Annotated in this window: 16 protein-coding genes; 3 read left to right on the forward strand and 13 right to left on the reverse strand. The window is 57.3% G+C overall.

All coding sequences use genetic code 11. The annotated features are described in order from the left end of the window. Window positions 1-848: hopanoid-associated sugar epimerase (gene hpnA, locus ABF824_RS00130; RefSeq protein WP_415485769.1), on the reverse strand; the 848-nt coding region annotated here is incomplete at its 3' end. A 302-nt stretch (window positions 849-1,150) separates the two neighbouring features. Between hpnA and ABF824_RS00135 the strand changes: the two genes are divergently transcribed. Both ABF824_RS00135 and ABF824_RS00140 read left to right on the forward strand, forming a co-directional pair. Beyond that, window positions 1,151-2,206 carry a lysylphosphatidylglycerol synthase domain-containing protein gene (locus ABF824_RS00135; protein WP_415485770.1) on the forward strand — a complete coding sequence of 352 codons (1,056 nt, stop codon included), beginning with the start codon at window positions 1,151-1,153 and terminating at the stop codon, window positions 2,204-2,206. Window positions 2,207-2,211: 5 nt separating this feature from the next. Next, window positions 2,212-3,102 carry a prephenate dehydrogenase/arogenate dehydrogenase family protein gene (locus tag ABF824_RS00140; protein ID WP_415485771.1) on the forward strand — a complete coding sequence of 297 codons (891 nt, stop codon included), beginning with the start codon at window positions 2,212-2,214 and terminating at the stop codon, window positions 3,100-3,102. Here ABF824_RS00140 and ABF824_RS00145 read toward each other — a convergent pair. Continuing rightward, the gene (locus ABF824_RS00145) at window positions 3,093-4,409 is read right to left on the reverse strand and encodes a glycosyltransferase family 87 protein (protein WP_415485772.1); all 1,317 of its coding nucleotides are present in this window, start codon (window positions 4,407-4,409) and stop codon (window positions 3,093-3,095) included. The two genes, ABF824_RS00140 and ABF824_RS00145, sit on opposite strands and share 10 nt — an antisense overlap. A 189-nt stretch (window positions 4,410-4,598) precedes the next feature. Between ABF824_RS00145 and ABF824_RS00150 the strand changes: the two genes are divergently transcribed. Continuing rightward, window positions 4,599-5,243 (forward strand): 2OG-Fe(II) oxygenase, encoded by a 645-nt coding sequence (locus ABF824_RS00150; protein ID WP_415485773.1) that lies wholly within the window; start codon window positions 4,599-4,601, stop codon window positions 5,241-5,243. 12 nt (window positions 5,244-5,255) lie between these two features. Here ABF824_RS00150 and ABF824_RS00155 read toward each other — a convergent pair whose 3' ends face one another. The 11 genes from ABF824_RS00155 to ABF824_RS00205 form a co-directional block, all read right to left on the reverse strand. Then, window positions 5,256-5,519, reverse strand: a complete 264-nt coding sequence (locus ABF824_RS00155; RefSeq protein WP_415485774.1) for a hypothetical protein — start codon at window positions 5,517-5,519, stop codon at window positions 5,256-5,258. 84 nt (window positions 5,520-5,603) lie between these two features. Then, window positions 5,604-7,112 carry an efflux transporter outer membrane subunit gene (locus ABF824_RS00160; protein ID WP_415485824.1) on the reverse strand — a complete coding sequence of 503 codons (1,509 nt, stop codon included), beginning with the start codon at window positions 7,110-7,112 and terminating at the stop codon, window positions 5,604-5,606. Window positions 7,113-7,214: 102 nt separating this feature from the next. Continuing rightward, the gene (locus ABF824_RS00165; RefSeq protein WP_415485775.1) at window positions 7,215-8,126 is read right to left on the reverse strand and encodes a biotin/lipoyl-binding protein; all 912 of its coding nucleotides are present in this window, start codon (window positions 8,124-8,126) and stop codon (window positions 7,215-7,217) included. 30 nt (window positions 8,127-8,156) lie between these two features. Beyond that, window positions 8,157-8,351, reverse strand: coding sequence for a DUF1656 domain-containing protein (locus ABF824_RS00170; protein WP_415485776.1), 195 nt, complete (start codon window positions 8,349-8,351; stop codon window positions 8,157-8,159). Further along, window positions 8,351-10,609: an FUSC family protein gene (locus ABF824_RS00175; RefSeq protein WP_415485777.1), complete on the reverse strand. Its 2,259-nt coding sequence runs from the start codon at window positions 10,607-10,609 to the stop codon at window positions 8,351-8,353. Before ABF824_RS00175 ends, ABF824_RS00170 begins: the two co-directional genes overlap by 1 nt. 2 nt (window positions 10,610-10,611) lie before the next feature. Next, window positions 10,612-11,121, reverse strand: a complete 510-nt coding sequence (locus tag ABF824_RS00180; protein ID WP_415485778.1) for a MarR family winged helix-turn-helix transcriptional regulator — start codon at window positions 11,119-11,121, stop codon at window positions 10,612-10,614. 138 nt (window positions 11,122-11,259) lie between these two features. Further along, on the reverse strand, window positions 11,260-11,709 hold the full coding sequence (locus tag ABF824_RS00185; protein ID WP_415485779.1) for a cupin domain-containing protein: 450 nt from the start codon (window positions 11,707-11,709) through the stop codon (window positions 11,260-11,262). A gap of 105 nt (window positions 11,710-11,814) precedes the next feature. Beyond that, window positions 11,815-12,963: a GNAT family N-acetyltransferase gene (locus tag ABF824_RS00190; protein ID WP_415485780.1), complete on the reverse strand. Its 1,149-nt coding sequence runs from the start codon at window positions 12,961-12,963 to the stop codon at window positions 11,815-11,817. Then, the gene (locus ABF824_RS00195; protein ID WP_415485825.1) at window positions 12,963-13,427 is read right to left on the reverse strand and encodes a RidA family protein; all 465 of its coding nucleotides are present in this window, start codon (window positions 13,425-13,427) and stop codon (window positions 12,963-12,965) included. Before ABF824_RS00195 ends, ABF824_RS00190 begins: the two co-directional genes overlap by 1 nt. Window positions 13,428-13,664: 237 nt before the next feature. After that, a complete protein-coding gene (locus ABF824_RS00200) occupies window positions 13,665-15,620 on the reverse strand; it encodes a hypothetical protein (protein WP_415485781.1) in 1,956 nt (651 codons plus the stop codon). 555 nt (window positions 15,621-16,175) lie between these two features. Next, window positions 16,176-17,114 (reverse strand): LysR family transcriptional regulator, encoded by a 939-nt coding sequence (locus ABF824_RS00205; RefSeq protein WP_415485782.1) that lies wholly within the window; start codon window positions 17,112-17,114, stop codon window positions 16,176-16,178. Window positions 17,115-17,119 lie beyond the last annotated feature (5 nt).

The raw sequence follows: 17,119 nt of genomic DNA on the forward strand, positions 1-17,119 counted from the left end.
ACGCGGGGTTCAATGCCAAACTTGCGGGACAGCCATTCCGAAGCCACAGCCACCGGCCAGATGACTTCCTGCGGGAGGCGGATTTTCGGTGGCTTCACGCCAGCAATTTCGGCGACCATCTGAAACAGGTCCCCCAGCAGGTAATTCTGGCCGCCGAGGATATATTTCTCACCGATCACGCCGCGCTCCAGTGCCAGCGCATGACCTTCCGCCACATCATCGACATGCACGATGTTCACACCTGTATCGACGTAAGCGGGCATCCGTCCGGCGGCGCAGTCGAGAATCATCTGGCCTGTCGGAGTCGGGCGGATATCGTAGGGTCCAACCGGCGTCGAAGGATTCACAATCACGACAGGAAGCGCCTTGTCCCGGGCCAGCCTCAACACTTCCTGTTCGCCACGATATTTCGACTTCTTGTAGATGCCGATGACCGAATGCTCGTTGACCGGCGTTTCCTCGTCACTGATCGTGCCGTCACCGATGAGACCCAGCGCTGCCACCGAGGAGCAATACACGATGCGCTCCACTCCGGCGGCCTGCGCCGCCAGCATGAGCAGCCGCGTGCCTTCCACGTTGATCGCCATCATGGGCGCAGGGTCCGGCACCCAGAGCCGGTAGTCGGCCGCGACATGAAAAACGTAACGGCAGCCTTCGACAGCCTGGGCGAAGGTTGCGGGCTGAGACAGATCTCCCTCGACCACCTCCGCTGGAATCTCGGCGATATTGCTGCGATCACTCCCTGCCCGCACCATCAGCCTGAGATTGTGACCACGGGCCTGAAGAACCCTGGCCACGGCCGAACCAACAAAACCGGTTGCGCCGGTCACGAGCGTCGGGGCGGTCATCGATGCAGTTTCCTCTCTGGCTGTGTCACAATCGTTCTGCTTTATCCCGATGTCACAACACTCCGCCAGAGGGACAAGTATCAGTGGGACGGGTAAAAGCCCTGACATGCCCCGCTCTGGCATCTGAACACGGCGTGGTGTAAGGACTTCGCCCTGTTTGATAGGGAAGCGGCCGAGCGCCGGTTCGTATTGCGTCTTTTCCAGACTGGCTCGCGATCGGGAATGCCCATGCGTCATGTATTCCTCCCCGCAATCATGTCACGTGGAAAGGATGGGCTGAAACTGACGGACGGCACGACGCCTTGAAAAAGCTCACCATCCTCTTCACCCTGCTCGGCCTCGCCGCCATTACGGCCGCCATGGCCTGGAGTGGCTTTGGGTCTGTGGCCGAAGCTGTCACACGAATCGGCTTTGGCGGATTCCTGCTGACCGTGCTTGCGCAGCTCGCGGTCGATCTGCTGCTTGGGACTGCCTGGCATGCAGCGTTTCCGAGCATGAGCTTCCGGCATCTGTTCGTGTCACGCATGGTGCGCGATGCCGCGTCCACCTGCCTGCCTTTCTCGCAGTTGGGTGGGATCGTGCTGGGAATCCGCGCGACCTGCCGCAGTCATGGCGCACGTTCAGAGGAAAATGCACCCATCGAATGGCCGGAAGCAGCCTGCGCCAATGTCGTGGACATCACGACCGAAGTGCTGGCCCAGATCGTCTTCATCCTCATGGCCGTGACATTGCTGGCCGTCGGGACGACGCAATCCAACCCCCTGATCAAACCCGTCATCATCGGGGCGTTGCTCCTCACTGCGGGCGCTGCGGGCTTCATCTGGACGCAGCAACGCGGTGGCACCGCCGTGAAGCACACCGTCCGTGTTCTCGGGCAGCATATCGCGGGACAATGGCAGGCAACCATGATGGACGGCGCTGGCACCCTGCAGGACCGCATGGAAGAGGCATGGTCCCACCCCGGTCGCATCTCGCTGTCAGCATCCATTCACTTGGTTGGCTGGATTTCGAGTGCCGGCGTGCTGTGGCTGACCGTTTCCCTGATGGGGGCACATCTCAGCTTTCCCGACGCCATCGCCATTGAAGGCGTGACCTGTGGGCTGATGTCCGCCTCCTTCCTTATCCCGGCGGGACTGGGCGTGCAGGAAGGGTCTTACATGACGCTCGGCCATGCCTTCGGTCTAGACCCCTCCCTCTGCCTGGCGCTGTCGCTGCTGCGACGCGGGCGTGAAATTGGGATTGGCATCCCCGTTCTTCTTCTCTGGCAGCTCAACGAGATGCGTACGCTTAAAAAGTCCAATCGGCGCGCCGCCTCTTCCATCGTTCCCAATGGACTGACCGACAGCGCCGAAGGATGACCTCTGTGACGGCCTCGCCTCTCTTCGACACGCTTGTCATCATCGGACCGGGCCTGATCGGCGCATCGGTTCTCCATCGCGCACGCCGTGACAAGACGATTGCCCGCCGTCTGATCGCCGTCGATATCAACCCAGCCTTTCGTGAGCGCGTGCGTGAACTCGGCATTGCCGATGAAGTCATGGAAGACCCTGCGGCTGCCGTGGCCAACGCCGACTGCGTGATGCTCTGCGTCCCGGTGGGTGCCATGGGTGAAGTGGCGTCGCAGGTGATCCCTGCCATGAAGCCGGGAGCCCTCCTGACCGACACCGGCTCCACGAAAGTCTCGGTCATCGAAGCCATTCGTCCGTTTCTGCGGCCAGACGTGCCTTATGTGCCGGCTCATCCCATGGCTGGCACGGAATATTCCGGCCCCGACGCTGGCTTCGCCACACTCTTCGACAATCGCTGGTGCCTTCTGACCCCTTTATCGGAAAGCCCGGGTGACAGCGTGGAAACCGTTACGCGCCTGTGGCAGCTCTGCGGGGCTCTCACGCGCAACATGACGCCCGAACACCATGACCGGGTCTGCGCCATCGTTAGCCATCTCCCGCATCTGCTCGCTTTCACAATCTGCGGGACCGCGGACGATCTCGCTGACCAGACGCGCTCCGAGGTGCTGGAATTCGCCGCGAGTGGTTTTCGAGACTTCACCCGGATCGCGGCTTCTGACCCTGTGATGTGGCGGGACATCTTCCTGTCCAACCGCGAGGCTATTTTGGAAATGCTGTCACGGTTTCTGGAAGACGCGCAGGCCATGGCCCGCGCCATCCGATGGGGCGATGAGGACTATATCGTGGATCGCATTGAGCGTGGACGCAGCATTCGCCGCAGCCTGATCGAAAACCGTCAGGCCTGAGCGCCACGCCTCTCAGGAAGCGCCAAAGCCTCCTGCTTCCGCATCATTCCGGCCTTTAAGCGCGTCCATGCGTCCGGAGCGATGCGACGCGCCAGCACAAGCAATAACGCACCGGCCACAATCGGTGTCAGGCCGATATGCGTGAACTGGGAAAAAAGACGCGCGCCTAGCAGATAAATATACGCCAGAAAAAGAACGAATTTTTCACCGGACCACCAGCCGCTTCGCACGGCCTGCGCCACGATCCATCCCATGGGAAACGCCAGACAGGCGAGATCGTAATCGAGTAGAAACGGCGAACAGAACGGCATGACCGCAATCAACAGGGCCATCTGGCCGGTTGCTCGGGTCTGCGCATCCCAGCCGCTGCCATTGGAACGCAGACAGGTCGCCAACCAGCCGGTGAGGCTTAAAGCCGTCCCCATAGCCAGTATCTGCACCACGTAAGCCAGCCATTGTGGACCATGCAGCAAGGTGACGGCCGCAAATACGCTCTGCAATTTCCATGCCTGCACGTAACCATGTTCGAAAACGCCGCGGGCTTCCTGACTCATATGCAGAAAGCCTTCCCAACCCGCCGTACCGAAAGCCATCCATGACGCCAGAATGAGGACACCGCTGCCGAACATTCCACCTGCGATCGCCCACCAGCGCCGTGAGCATAACAGGATGACAGGTGCCGCCAGCAAAAGCTGAGGCTTGATGACAAGGCAGCCCAGACAGCCGCCGGCGAGAAAAGGATGGGACGCGAGCAGAACCATCGCCCAGCCGAGGAGCCCTCCCGTCAGCAGGCCATTCTGACCGTTGATCACGCAGATCACCAACCCCGGGAAAGCAAGAACCGGCATCAGCGCCCAATTTTGCGGGAGAAGACGCCGGAAGGCCTGCACAAAAAACGTGGTTGTCGCGATCAGGAACAGCGCGACAGACAGACGGTAAGGCACGAGAGCTAACGGCGCACAGAACAGCAGAAAAGTGGGGGGATAATAGAAAGCAAAATTGCCGAAAGAGAGGCCGGGGAAAAGGGCAAGTTCGGCAAGATGGTGCTTGGCACCATCATAGATTTCTGCTGTGTGACCGTGCAGCAGCTGCCAGGATGCAGCCCAGAAGCTGACAAAATCGGCACAGACTGGCTGACCTTCAAAATTCTTGCCGCCATGCGATCTGACAAGAATGACCAGCAGAATGCCCCAGCCATAGAAGCCGAAAATCCGGCAATAGGCGAGCGCCCGCCCGCGCGTCAGCCAGTTGGCGCGCAGAAACGCACAGTCTACCGCTCTTTTCAGGCTCGTCGTCAGACTGCGCATATCCCCTCTAGCCGCTAGATGCAGAGGCACCATCCGCCAGAATGGTAAATAAAACCCTTCTATTCATCCCATACCCGCGTACATCAACGTCTTGACGACACACTGCATCCGGCAGCGATGACAAGCAGTGTCCTCCGGACATATAATACGGGAAAATCAGGCGCCTCTGATGCGCCGAGAGGATGCAGCATGACCGCCACAACCGTTCATCTCGATTTCGCCGCGCTGGAAAACACACCTGTCACTCCAGGGCCTTTCGCGCATGTCGTCGTGCCGCACTTCATCCCGCCAGCAGAACTTGAAGCATTACAGGCCAGCCTGCCGGAGATTCATTCGGGTGGCTCATTTCCGCCTGAATCGCTGCAACTCACGCCCCTCATGCAGAATTTGGTCGAGCAGATGGAAGGTCCGCAGCTGCGTGACATCATCGCGAGAAAATTTGGTCTTGAGCTGGATGACGCGCCGACAATGCTGACCGTACGCGGCCGGACGCGGGAAAAGGATGGACGCATCCACTGTGACTCGACAGCAAAACGCGTCACGGTTCTGCTCTATCTGAACCCGTCGTCAGCAGCCTTCACGCGTCAGGAAGGATGTCTCCGTCTGCTGAATGGTCCTGACGATGTGGAGGATTATGCTGTGGAGGTGCCCCCCGTAAACGGCACGCTCCTCGTGTTCCCGAACGGTCCAACCACTTGGCATGGACATCGCCAGTATGTGGGGCCGCGTTACACGATCCAGCTCAATTATATGGAAACCGGTGCCAAGGCGCGTTCAGAACTTCGCCGCCACAAGCTCTCGGCACTGCTCAAGAAGCTGCCTTTCGCAGCCTGACGGGCTGGGCGCTCAGGCGCCGTCCATATTGTCCAGATCATCTTCCGGAACGCCGGGATCATTCTGGACAGGCTGTCTGAGCAGCAGGAAAGCACCGAGAATACAGAATGCGCCCACCACCACCGGAAGACGGCGCAAGGCCCATATCAGCCACGGGTCACCGCTGTTGGGATAAAAAATCAGATTCCAGCCAAAGACCAGAATGAGGGTGAAACCGCCGAGGAAGCCTCCCATGATCAGTCCAAGACGACGCAGGTAATTGGGCTGATCGGGCAAGAGAGCGCTCTCCTTTGTCGGCACACACCATTCTGATGACGGACGCTTTATACAGGCGAAAAAACATCCGTCAGCAGGAAAAGTTCACTGCTGGATAGCACGGGCCAGGAAGTTCTGCTGGTCGAGGGAGACAGGCAAGGTGGTGTTGGTGAGAGCAACGCCCTTCCAGCCCGCGCCGATCGCCGTGTAAAGATTGACGGCATCACGCAAACGCTCCAACCGCGAGAGAGCCTCGGCGTTCTGCGCGTTCAAGGTTGTTCTTTCAGCGGTCAGCACATCCAGAAAGCCGATCAGACCCGCACCATAAAGCTTACGCGCCCGATCCCGCGCCAGAGCGCTGTCCTGAGCGGCTTTTTCGAGTTTTTCCTGATATTCGATGTCATCATGCCATGCCGCCATCGAATCTTCGACTTCCTTGAAGCCGTTGAGCACCGTCTGGCGATAATGCAGACGCGCCGCTTCCGCCGCTGCCTGCGCCGCACGAATGGTCGCGGTATATTTGCCGCCATGAATGAGAGGCAGACTGGCCATCATCAGGAACTGCCAGCTCATGCCGTTGACCTGAAAGGCCTGATACATGGCCGACGCGTTGGGGTTGAATGTCAGCGGGATAACGAAATGCGGGTAAAGATCCGCTACCGCAACGCCGATTTCCGCAGTCGCCAGCGCATACTCTTTTTCCGCCATGCGGATATCAGGACGATTGGCTATGACCAGAGAAGGCAGGGTCGCGGGAAAGGCCGGCACGATCGGAAGAGGCTTCACCACCTTCAGTTCGGCTTCCAGCGCCCCCGGCATCTCACCCACCAGCACGGAAATGGCATGTGATATCTGCGATACGCGTGTCTTCAGTGGTTCACGCGCAGCGATCTGGGAGTCGAGTTCGGCCTGTGCCTGCGCCGTTTGCAGCGTGTTACCGACACCTTCGAGATACAGGCGATTGGTCAGATCGAGGTTTTCCTTGGCCACCTTGATATTGTCGGTAGCGATCTGAATCTGGAGCTGCGTGACGCGCAACAGCATGTAATCATTGGCGAGTTCGGACAGCAGCGTCATCAGCAGGGCGCGACGTCCCTCTATGGTCGCCTCAACCGAGCGTTCGTGCGCTTCCACACCACGGCGGATACGGCCGAATACATCGATTTCCCATGTCGCCGATGCCCCGTATGTCAGCATCGAGGCTTCAGGCCGGTTGGCAGGATCTCCGGGACGGATTGGCCAGTTATCGATGTTGATCGAATAACGGACATCGCCGCCACCCGCATTCGCATCCATCTGTGGATACCATGCCGAGGCCGCCTTATCGCGGAGGGCACGTTCGGCAAGGATACGCTCGCCAGCGGCCTGCAGATCGTAGTTGCCCTTGATCGCAGTTTCCACCAGACGGGTCAGAATGGGGTCGTTGAAGGACGCCCACCACTCCGTCATTTCCTTTTCGGTCTTGGCGATTTCTTCCGGTGTGGCAGGTTTCTCTTCCGCCGTTTCGGTGAATGCCTTGGGCAGTTTCATCTTCTCGGGCTGGAAGTTCGGACCGACATTACAGCCAGCCAGCACGGAACAGCTGAGAAGCGCCGGAAGAACACGCCGCCACATCTTACGCCCCAAGCGAGACCTCCGTGCGTTCTTCGCGCAACCGGAAGAATATGGTCCGGTTTGAGACGCCATGTTCGTTTCCATCATTCCGCCCGCCCGCTCTTACAGGTGATCCTGAAGCCAGCTGGTCAGCTTGCCACGGCGGCTTTTCGATTCCGGACCAACGCTGATGGTCGCCGTCATGCCGGCTGCCAGCGTCACACCTTCCGGCACATAATCAAGATGGACACGAACCGGGATACGCTGCGCCAGACGCACCCAGGTGAAGATCGGGTTCACGTCCTGCAGACCCAGCTTGTCGGGGTTGCCGTTCGTATCGTTGATACCACGGGCGATGGACACGACATGACCGGGGATGATCTGCTTGTAGCCCATCAGCTTGACGCGGGCGACGTCACCAACATGCACGCCCCACATCTTCGTTTCCTCGAAGTAGCCGTAAACCCAGTAAGAATCGGAGTCGATCACGGCCAGTCGCGCCTGCCCGGCAGTGGCGTAGTCACCCACACGCAGGTTCAGGTTGGTGATGAAGCCGTTGACCGGAGAGTAAAGCACCGAGCGCTGAAGATTCAGTTTCGCCACATCAAGCGCCGCGCGGGCTGCATCGACGGACGCGATCTGCGTCGCCACATTCGAGTTGAAGACTTCCTGCTCTTCGGCCGAGACGATGCCGCCCAGTCCCATACGGCGCTTCGCATCGTTCTGCTTGAGCTTCAGGTCTTCCAACGCACCATCCAGACGGGCCTGCGCCTCGCGGATGGCCAGACGGAACCGGACCGGATCGAGCACGTAGAGCGGATCACCCTTATGGACGAACTGGTTGTCCACCACCGGCACCTGCACCACCGTTCCCGAGACTTCCGGCGCCACATCGACCACATAGACACGGACGCGACCGTCGCGGGTCCAGGGAGCGATCATATAGGTGTTCCAGAGCGTCACCCCCAGCACGATGGCCAGCGAGACGACTGCCAGGGTCAGGATCACTCGGATCAGTGTACGAAGCAGTGGCATTGCGGTGACTCGAAAACCTTCTAGAGGGGATCAGACATACAGGATGAGAAGACACAGGACGCAGGTATAGAGGGCCACCTCGAACAGGGCGAAGTGCCAGAACCAGCGCATCAATCCACTCCACCAGAGCAGAAAGCGGAGAAACATCGTTATGGGAAGGGCTGCCAGCGCATAGACCACAATCGGTGCCATGAAGACGCCGAAGAGATTGAACTCAGTCAACATCAGGCGGCTCTCGAAACAGGACGTGTGGCGTTTGGCATTGTAAACAGGCGTAGATCCGCATTGGCGAACGGATGGTCCGCCGCTTGTTGCATCGGACCCCCTTTATGGAAGAAACCGGGCGCGGCGTCGATAAGCTGAGCCGCCTGTACGAGACAGGCAGCCATGCGTCTTACAGTGCCCAGCCGACTATTCCCTTCCGTTTCCTGATTTCCTCCGGCTTCAGCCGGGCCGCCAGTTTCCCTGAGGTCAGGCAGAAGCTGCTTTGCAGCCTCCCGCAGGCGGCACGCTGTTGCAATTGGATCACGCCGCAAATCTTTCAGCGCGGCCAACGCATCCTCCACGATTCTTTCCTGCTCCGGCGACGCGTTTCCGTCCTCGCGCAATAACCAGCGCAAACGCATGACCGATCGACCCAGCGCCACGGCAGCCAGCGCCGCATCCGTCACATGAAACACGCGATGACTGCCTTCCACGAAAGAAAGCCGCTGCTGCATGCGCAGCACGCGCTGCATCTGATGATATTCCCACGAGGGCCAACTGACCCTGTAACGCAATGGCAACGCGGCGAATCCCTGCACGGAGCGACAAAGCGCCGTAATCAGACGCGCTACGTCCAGCCGCTGATCAGCCGGAAGAATGACACGAAACACCAGCACCAGCCCCACACAGGCGATGAGAAAGGCAAACCACGAATTCAGCAGAGGAATATCGTGATAGGGAACCGGGTTGTTCACCTGAGACATGACGTTGAAGAACACCGCATAGCCAAATCCCATGACGGCATATTTTGGGTGAAACTGAATCCATATCCCGGGCAGCAGGCAGACAAACAGCGAAAGCCACAGCAGGGGAAACCCATCCGTCTGAGGCAGGAAAAACGTCCGGAAGATGAAACAGGCAGGAACAGCCAGCGCTGTGCCCGAGGCCAGAAACCACGAGGCTTTCGTGGCCGAGGGCGCAGTCGAAAGCAGGCAGGACGCGCAAATCAGGAACACCAACGCGCTGGGACCAGCTGACCAGTGCAGAATATACCACGTCAGACAGCCGATGAGCGCGACCAGCGCACCGCGCGCCATGTTCCTCAGAGCCGCAGGCCACTCGATAAGCGGCAGCAGGCGCACACCTTTTTCATGCCACGCAATGTCGGAAAGATTGTCAACCGCCTGCCCCAGCTGCGTGACAATGTCGCGCTCCGTATCCACTGCCGCCAATCCGGCCAGATCCGGCGCCTCGCGAGCCAGATGTTCAAGCTTGGCAACAGCCTTGCTGATCCGCGCCCGGATGAGTTGCGAATCACCATGCAGCAACTGCTCCATGGGCATATCCGCCAGTTCGCGGATGAGCTGGCCAGAAATCTCACGGGCAGCGCGAACCTGTCCCGCATCGCCCGGCGGTATATTACGGGACGCCGCATGATGAGTGCTCAGAAGCCCCATCAGGCGGCCGACTCCTTCGTGGAGCGCAGCCGCCCGTCGATTCACTTCCCAATCGACTGACGAGGCGTAATCGATGGCTTCGATCACGGCATTTGCCTGCGCGAGCAGTCGGCCGCGCGCACTGTAATCGACAGTTTCCATGGCCCGGAACGCACCGGCCTGTCCGGCCTCATCTGGCCGCGGGGTCGCACTCTGAAGCTCAGCAGCCGTCAGAAAAGCGAACTGGGCCAGCACATCACGCAGATACTGTTCGATTCGCGCACTGGCGGTATTCGGGCTTTTCAGCGTCGTAATCTGAAAGACAAAAGCCGTGCTGATAATGCCAAGCACCACCACAGACAGACGGGCCATGGCGCTTTCAAAGATATGGTCCGGGTTCTCGAATGCGCTCGTCGAGATGATGATGATGGTGTAGCCCGTCAGAACAGCCGCGTAGGCGCGATAGAAGCGCAGCAACGTCGCGACAAAGCAGGCGAGCCCTATCAGCACGCTCAGCCCACAGAAGAAGAGCGTCGGCTGCTGGGGAAAGCACGCCATCAGCGCAATCCCGAGCGTGGTCCCGACCAGCGTGCCGATGATACGCCAGATACTTTTGGAAATCAGGGCGCCGGGTGTGGGATTGGCCACGATCAGCACCGTCGTGACAGCGGATACCGGATTGTCCAGCATCAGGAATCCGGCAAGCCAGAGCGCCAGCCCTATGGCGAGAAACACGCGACCAGCATACAGCGCCGTCGGCTGCACGCGCAGCCATTCCCGCCTGCACTCGTCAACGATTGCAGAAAGAAACCGCCCGCTTCGGTCAACCGCGTGCGCTGTCACCGTCACTCTCCTGCCGACCCGGAATCGTCGCAGGCGAAACGGTCATTCATCAGACCGGACCAGACCTGATCGAACACCGCCTGGCATCCCTTGAGCGCCTCGTCAGACACACCATCAAGAATGCGCGCAGCGACTTCATCAGCGACGCCCAGAACCGTCTCGCTCATGACCGAACCGTTCGGCGTCAATGTCACCAGCTTGGAGCGACGATCTTCCGGATCTACATCCCGCTCGATCAGGCCTTTCTTTTCCAGCGCATCGAGTAGGCGCACGAGCGATTGGGCCTCGACCAGCATGGCGCGGGCAAGATCGGTCTGGCGGACGGGCGTTGGAAGGATGCGCAGATAGTAGAGTGGTCGCCATGTGGCGTCCGTGAGATCGAACGGACGCAGATCATGGTCGATCTCACGACGCCACTGCGTCGCCAGCCGCGACAATCGGTAACCGAAACGCCGCCGCAACAGCAACGTCGTCTCCCCGGGCTGGTCCTGATCCTGAATATGCTCGGTCACCCGGCTGACTCTGCTTTCAATACATTAGGTCGCACACGAATAGTTCGTATGCTTACTAAATGCATGACAGAAAATGGAACCTGCCGCTAGAGCCCTATCGGCATGGCTCCATGCGTCAGCCTATGCCCTCCGGCAGGCTCAGTATTCGTTGGCCTGTCCGGGCAATGGAATGGAAGTGGGTTTTCCCTTGATGCCCGCATAAACCAGCAGCAGAACGGTTTTCTGATTTCCGGCTACACCATGATGCGCGTCATCAACCGCTTCCGGAAAAGCCTCGCCTGCATGAAAGGTCTTCTTCTCACCTGTTGCCTTGTCGACAAGTGTGATTTCTCCCTCCAGCACATAACCTGCGTTAGGATAAGGGTGGGTGTGCCACGGCAACTCGGCGTTCGGTTGGATGGTCAGCCGCAGAACGGTCAGTTCCGGCTGGCCCTTGGCATACGGCGCGTAAGTCTTGCCGTTCCATGAAGCCGAAGATTTGACGAGAATCTCCGCCGACCCACTCTTGGCGCCTTCAGCGTGAGCAACGGATGCACCCATCGCCAGAACCGCAGCCATACAGAACGCCGCGCGTTTTACTACCAGCATTATTTCCCTCCCTCTTTCACCATCCGGGGCCATTCAAGCCTCCCCATACATGGCTATTCTGTTTCAACAGTGTTGCTGCACGGAAGGTTGCAGACACATATCCCCTTAGGCGGACTCCGCACGATAAGGTGAGAGTTCGGAAAGCGCCTCGGCCTCCGCCAGCATCGCAGGCCGTTCGGCTTCCAGAAACTCCGCCACGGCATGACGCAGGCCAGTATGACGGATGTAATGCGCAGAATAAGTCAGGCTCGGAAGGTAGCCACGCTGGATCTTGTGCTCGCCCTGAGCCCCCGCTTCAACACGTGACAGGCCATTTTCAATAGCGAATTCAATGGCCCGATAATAACACAGTTCGAAATGCAGAAATGGCCACTCGCCAATACAGCCCCAGTTACGCCCATATAAAGTATCCGCACCCATTATATTGAGCGCACCCGCCACGGGCCTGTTCTCGTGTTCGGCGATCATCAGCACGATGCGGTCGCCCAGTCGCTCCGACAGAAGGGAAAAGAATGACCGTGTCAGGTAGGCGCTTCCCCATTTGCGATCCACGGTGGAGCGGTAAAAACTGAAGAATGCGTCCCACAGCGGCTCGGTGATGTCACATCCACGGATCACCCGAAATGTCAGGCCGGAGGCATTTGCATCCCGGCGCTCGCGCCGCACCATCTTGCGCTTGCGAGACGAGAGCGCAGCGAGAAAATCTTCAAAGTTCCGATAATCCTGATTGTACCAGTGATATTGCATCCCGAGACGCTGCAACCAGCCCTGAGCCCCCAAAGAGTCGTAATCAGTTTCGGCGCAGAAAGTGACATGAGCGGACGATAGTTCCAGCTCATTGCAAACCTGCGCCAGTGCCCTGCCTAGCACGACAGCGGTATCTCCCGGCGCATCCGGCCTGACCATCAGGCGTGGGCCCGGCACGGGCGAAAAGGGAACGGCTATCTGGAATTTGGGATAATAGTCGCCACCAGCCGCTTCAAAGGCCCGGGCCCACCCCTGATCGAAGACATATTCGCCATAGGAATGCGCTTTCAGATAAGCAGGGGCAACGGCGAGAATCTTCCCGGTTTCATCGCGAAGAACCGTATGGCGCGGCAACCAGCCCGTGGAAGATTTAGCAGACCCGCTATCTTCCACGGCGGACAAAAAGGCATGACTGACGAACGGGTTCCCTTCTCCGGCGCAGGCATCCCACTCTTCAGGTGAGATGTCCGCAATCCGTTCATGAAGGGAAACCGTCCTGCCGGACATCAGGCGACCTCGAACAGGCCTTCGACTTCAACCGGCGCATCCAGCGGGAGAGAGGGCACACCCACCGTCGAACGCGTATGACGACCCGCATCCCCAAATGCCGCAACGGCAAGATCGGATGCACCATTCATCACACTGGCATGGGCGGTAAATTCCGGTGTGCAGGAAATGAAGCCGCCAAGCCGAACGACGCGCTTCACCTTTGAAAGATCGCCGACAGCCGCCTTGAGCTGCGCCAGAACATTGATCAGGCAGTAACGTGCAGCTTCTGTCCCGACCTCAAGCGATACGGCCGCTCCCAGCTTGCCGGTCGCCAGAAGCTTGCCATCTCTGAGCGGCAACTGCCCCGAAACGACAATAAGGTTCCCGGTACGCGCCCATGTGACATAGTTGGCTACGGGTGTGGCTGGCGTCGGCAGTTCGATACCAACTGCGCTGAGACGGGCTTCAGGTGTGCTCATGATCGTGGACCTTTGACGTTATCGTGTGAAAGCCAAAGGTAAGGTGCCGCTCATCCTGAACGGGAGCAAGAGCCGATGAAAATTCTTATACTGCGCCCATCCTCATCTCCTGATGATCGTGCGCAGCCATTCCAAGTTTGTAGGGATGTGATTTTGGCCCCGAGAAGCGATGCTTAACCGCTTCTCGAGGCGCAAAATCAACAGGTCTCGACCCGAAAAACATGTAACCGTACAGACTTCTTATGAAGCCAATACGGACGTGTTGGATTGATCTCCTGTCAGAACTGGCGCCGTAACGCTCTGCGTTGTGCTGAGCAGAGCAGCAGCGGCACTGCCAGATGCGACAGACGTCTCATCCGGAAGAATCGATCCTGTGCTGGTGGCTGCAACCGCAGAGCTGTTTTCAGTCGTCGTTTTTGCAAAGTCAGACTGTATGGACGTGCTCAGGTCTGTGCTACCGGCAATCGCCGAAAGAGACTTGTTGAGGTCGGTGAGTGGTGACGATGAGATGATATGGCCAAGTGTCACGTCTTTGCCATTGCTCAGTCCGATGGTGAGCGTGTAGCTGCCATCGTCATTTTGGCTGTAGGCCTGCGAAGTGGCAGTCACATTTTCCAGCGGATTGATCAGGAAGTGCGTATTTTCATTCACACCCGCAAAAGTCGTCTGAATATTCTGCAGGTTCTGACTTAACACGATCGTATCGTCCGTGCCGTCAACATTCACCGTACTGGTGTTACTGTAAAGCGAAGCGTAATACGTGCTGTCATTTTCCATGTTGACTGTTGGTAGAGCCACGACCAGAGCCTGCGCAGCGGAACCAAGCGTGGAATGATTCAAAGTCAGGCTGCCACCACCGGAAAGATGGTTGTTGTCGATTATCACATTGCTGGTATTATTGTTGATTGTCAGCGACCCATTGATGGCGCTGACGCCGCCCAGTTCAACTTTGGCGGACGTATCAACTACCAGTGAAGCATTCTTCTGAACTTCAACACCGGCTGTCGAGAAGACGTAGCTGTTCGGATTTTCCCCAGCAGCCGCTTTAATCGTCAAGGACGCTTCATCATTGACAGAGAGGCTGACAAACTGCGCTGAGTCGGCTTGGGTCACCACCACATTGGATGTGCCACTGATCGTTCCCTGAGAGCAGCTATCCTGTTGCGGCACGGCACCAGCGGACCAGTTGGCTGAATCAGACCAGTCACCCGACGCCGCCATATAACGATCATTGGAAGAACTGTTGTGGTTCACGACACCACTGTGGGTGGTGACATCGTCGCCTGTACTGGTCGCAGCTGCAGCCGTAGCTTGCAGGTCTTCATGGATCGTCGATGTGGTATAATCTGGGGACGTACCCGCCGCGTTGCTGTCTGTAAGGATATAGTTTCCATCTGCCGTTTGATCGATGGAGACCGTTCCAGGGGTAAAGCCGTCGGCGGAGACTATGTTGTTCAGGGTCAGTGTGCCGCCATTGGAAAGCACAATCACCATGCTGCTGGAACCATTACCGTTCGGAGTGATGGTCGCGGCTGTCGGGTGAACGCCATTCTGTGACGCAATTTCGATCCGGGCATTCTCCGAGAAGCCCTTGATTTCCGTGCTGACCGTAGGGTCATTCGATGGCAGCACAAGCGTGTTCACCGACGCAGGGTCGAATGTGACGGAATGGCCGGAAGCATTCCATCTTGTATAAAGCGTGCTGCCACCCTGCAGGGTAATATCCATATCCGGGATATGAACGGCAGCATCAGCGGAACCGAGCGTCGAATTAACCAGATTCAGCGTGCCGGTGCCATTCAGCGAATTGCCGTCAAGCGTAACCTTGCCATCATTATTCATGATGGTGACGGTGCCGCCACGAATCTGGGTATACAAACCAAGATCGACTGCGGACGAGGTATCGATGATCAGTGAACCTTTATCGGCCACTTCCAGAGAATGCGTTGCGAACACATACCCGGATTCGTTTGTCCCACCTTCCGCCGTAATCTTCAGTGTGCCGTAATCGCCCAGGCTCAGGGAATTGATCTGGCCGTATGAAAAGCCTCCAGCAACAGCGACAATGGGTTTGTCTGCCGAGCCAGTGATGTCAGCACTCTGGCACGTCTTGCTGTGTGGAACATCATTATTAGACCAGTTGGAAGCGGAGTAAAAATCTCCAGACGCTTCACCATCCCAGTAAGTCGTCGTCATAATTCAACAGACCTTTTCATCTGTAACCTATCGCGCAATCCCAGACGGCATCCAGCAATAAGGGAGGCAGACTGGTGACAATATGGTCGCTGAGTTCGTGCACATTATTTCATATATGCAGAATGCACTAAAACGATGACACCATTAAGAAGCAAGTAATTTTATTAACTTTTTCGTCTAAATATTGAGAATATTATATAATATTATAATACCACTCCCATGATTCAGATCATGTTTATTCACGTTGCGAACAAACAGATGATGGCTACACTTCAACAGGTGAATAAGGATTTTGAACAGAAGAATGATCTGATTATCTTATTGGATGAATTTATTGCGACATTGCACCTCGGAAATCTGGTATTTGATTTCCAAGCTATTAAACGAATCTGCGTCGTATAAAAACATCATGAAAATCTGAAAATACTTCGATCTATACCAGCTAATCTCTCAGCATTTCATTCGCTTTACGCAAGGATAAGGGGCGCCAATTTCAGATTCAGGGAAAAGGAAAGAAAACACAGATCATGAGACCCGCCACCACCCTTATCGGAATTAACTGCCAACACGCTCTCTCTGCTCAATCACCCAGTCATAGAAGAGAGACGCTTCATGCTTGGTTTGACGATGCAGCGTGAGAACATATCCGTTGGCGCTTTTTAGAGGCGCAGACCAAGCTTTCGCCAATTGACCGGATGCTACAGCAGCATCAATCAACGGACGCCACCCCAGAGCGATCCCCTCATTCTGACATGCGGATTGCATGAGAAGCGGAAAATGGCTGAAACTGCGAAAGACATTGATCCTGCCCCCACACCTTTGCGCAGTGGCTGTTTCCATTCCCGCAAACCAGCTTTCCCAGTTGAACCAGAGTTCTCCCCCTCCCTTAAGATGCAGAAGATGCGCCCGCCTCATATCGTCCAGCGTTCTGAATGGACCGCAGCGATTGAGATAATCCACGCCACACACTGGATAAATTTCTTCCTGAAACAACATTTTTCGCGTGACCGTCTGATCATTATCCTTGCTTGAACTGGCCTCAAACAGGATTGAAACATCCGGCTGCAGATCACCGGGCACGGATTCCGACAGGCTCCGGGTCGTCACAAGCTGGATTTCCACACCGGGACAGAGTTGCTCGAAATCTGCCAGTCGTTCCATGAGCCATGTCGCGGCAAACCCATAATCGGTTACCACCACGACTTCCCGATTTTTGCTGGCAGCGGATATGTCTTCAAGGCATCCACGTACCCGCGCCGTACTTTCGGTCGCGACAGCGAACAAAGCACGGCCAGCATCCGTCAGAACCACGCCACGATGACCGCGCGTGAACAGCGACTGCCCCAGAACCCGTTCGATCTGCCCGATCTGTCGGCTGACGTTAGGTTGCGTCACACCCAACTCAGCCGCCGCAGCACTGAAGCTGCCGAGCCTGCCTGCCACTTCCAGCAGACGGAGATTGGAGAGAATATATTCCACTACGTAAGGCGTCATAATTT

Origin of the sequence: Acetobacter sp., from assembly GCF_047721705.1 — a bacterium.
In the GTDB taxonomy this organism is placed as follows: Bacteria; Pseudomonadota; Alphaproteobacteria; order Acetobacterales; family Acetobacteraceae; genus Acetobacter.

Excerpts from the sequence above, each read along its gene's own strand:
- ABF824_RS00145 (WP_415485772.1), bottom strand. The coding sequence starts at position 4,409 with ATGCGCAGTCTGACGACGAGCCTGAAAAGAGCGGTAGACTGTGCGTTT.
- ABF824_RS00150 (WP_415485773.1), top strand. The coding sequence starts at position 4,599 with ATGACCGCCACAACCGTTCATCTCGATTTCGCCGCGCTGGAAAACACA.
- ABF824_RS00160 (WP_415485824.1), bottom strand. The coding sequence starts at position 7,112 with ATGTGGCGGCGTGTTCTTCCGGCGCTTCTCAGCTGTTCCGTGCTGGCT.
- ABF824_RS00165 (WP_415485775.1), bottom strand. The coding sequence starts at position 8,126 with ATGCCACTGCTTCGTACACTGATCCGAGTGATCCTGACCCTGGCAGTC.
- ABF824_RS00170 (WP_415485776.1), bottom strand. The coding sequence starts at position 8,351 with ATGTTGACTGAGTTCAATCTCTTCGGCGTCTTCATGGCACCGATTGTG.
- ABF824_RS00185 (WP_415485779.1), bottom strand. The coding sequence starts at position 11,709 with ATGCTGGTAGTAAAACGCGCGGCGTTCTGTATGGCTGCGGTTCTGGCG.
- ABF824_RS00190 (WP_415485780.1), bottom strand. The coding sequence starts at position 12,963 with ATGTCCGGCAGGACGGTTTCCCTTCATGAACGGATTGCGGACATCTCA.
- ABF824_RS00200 (WP_415485781.1), bottom strand. The coding sequence starts at position 15,620 with ATGACGACGACTTACTGGGATGGTGAAGCGTCTGGAGATTTTTACTCC.
- ABF824_RS00205 (WP_415485782.1), bottom strand. The coding sequence starts at position 17,114 with ATGACGCCTTACGTAGTGGAATATATTCTCTCCAATCTCCGTCTGCTG.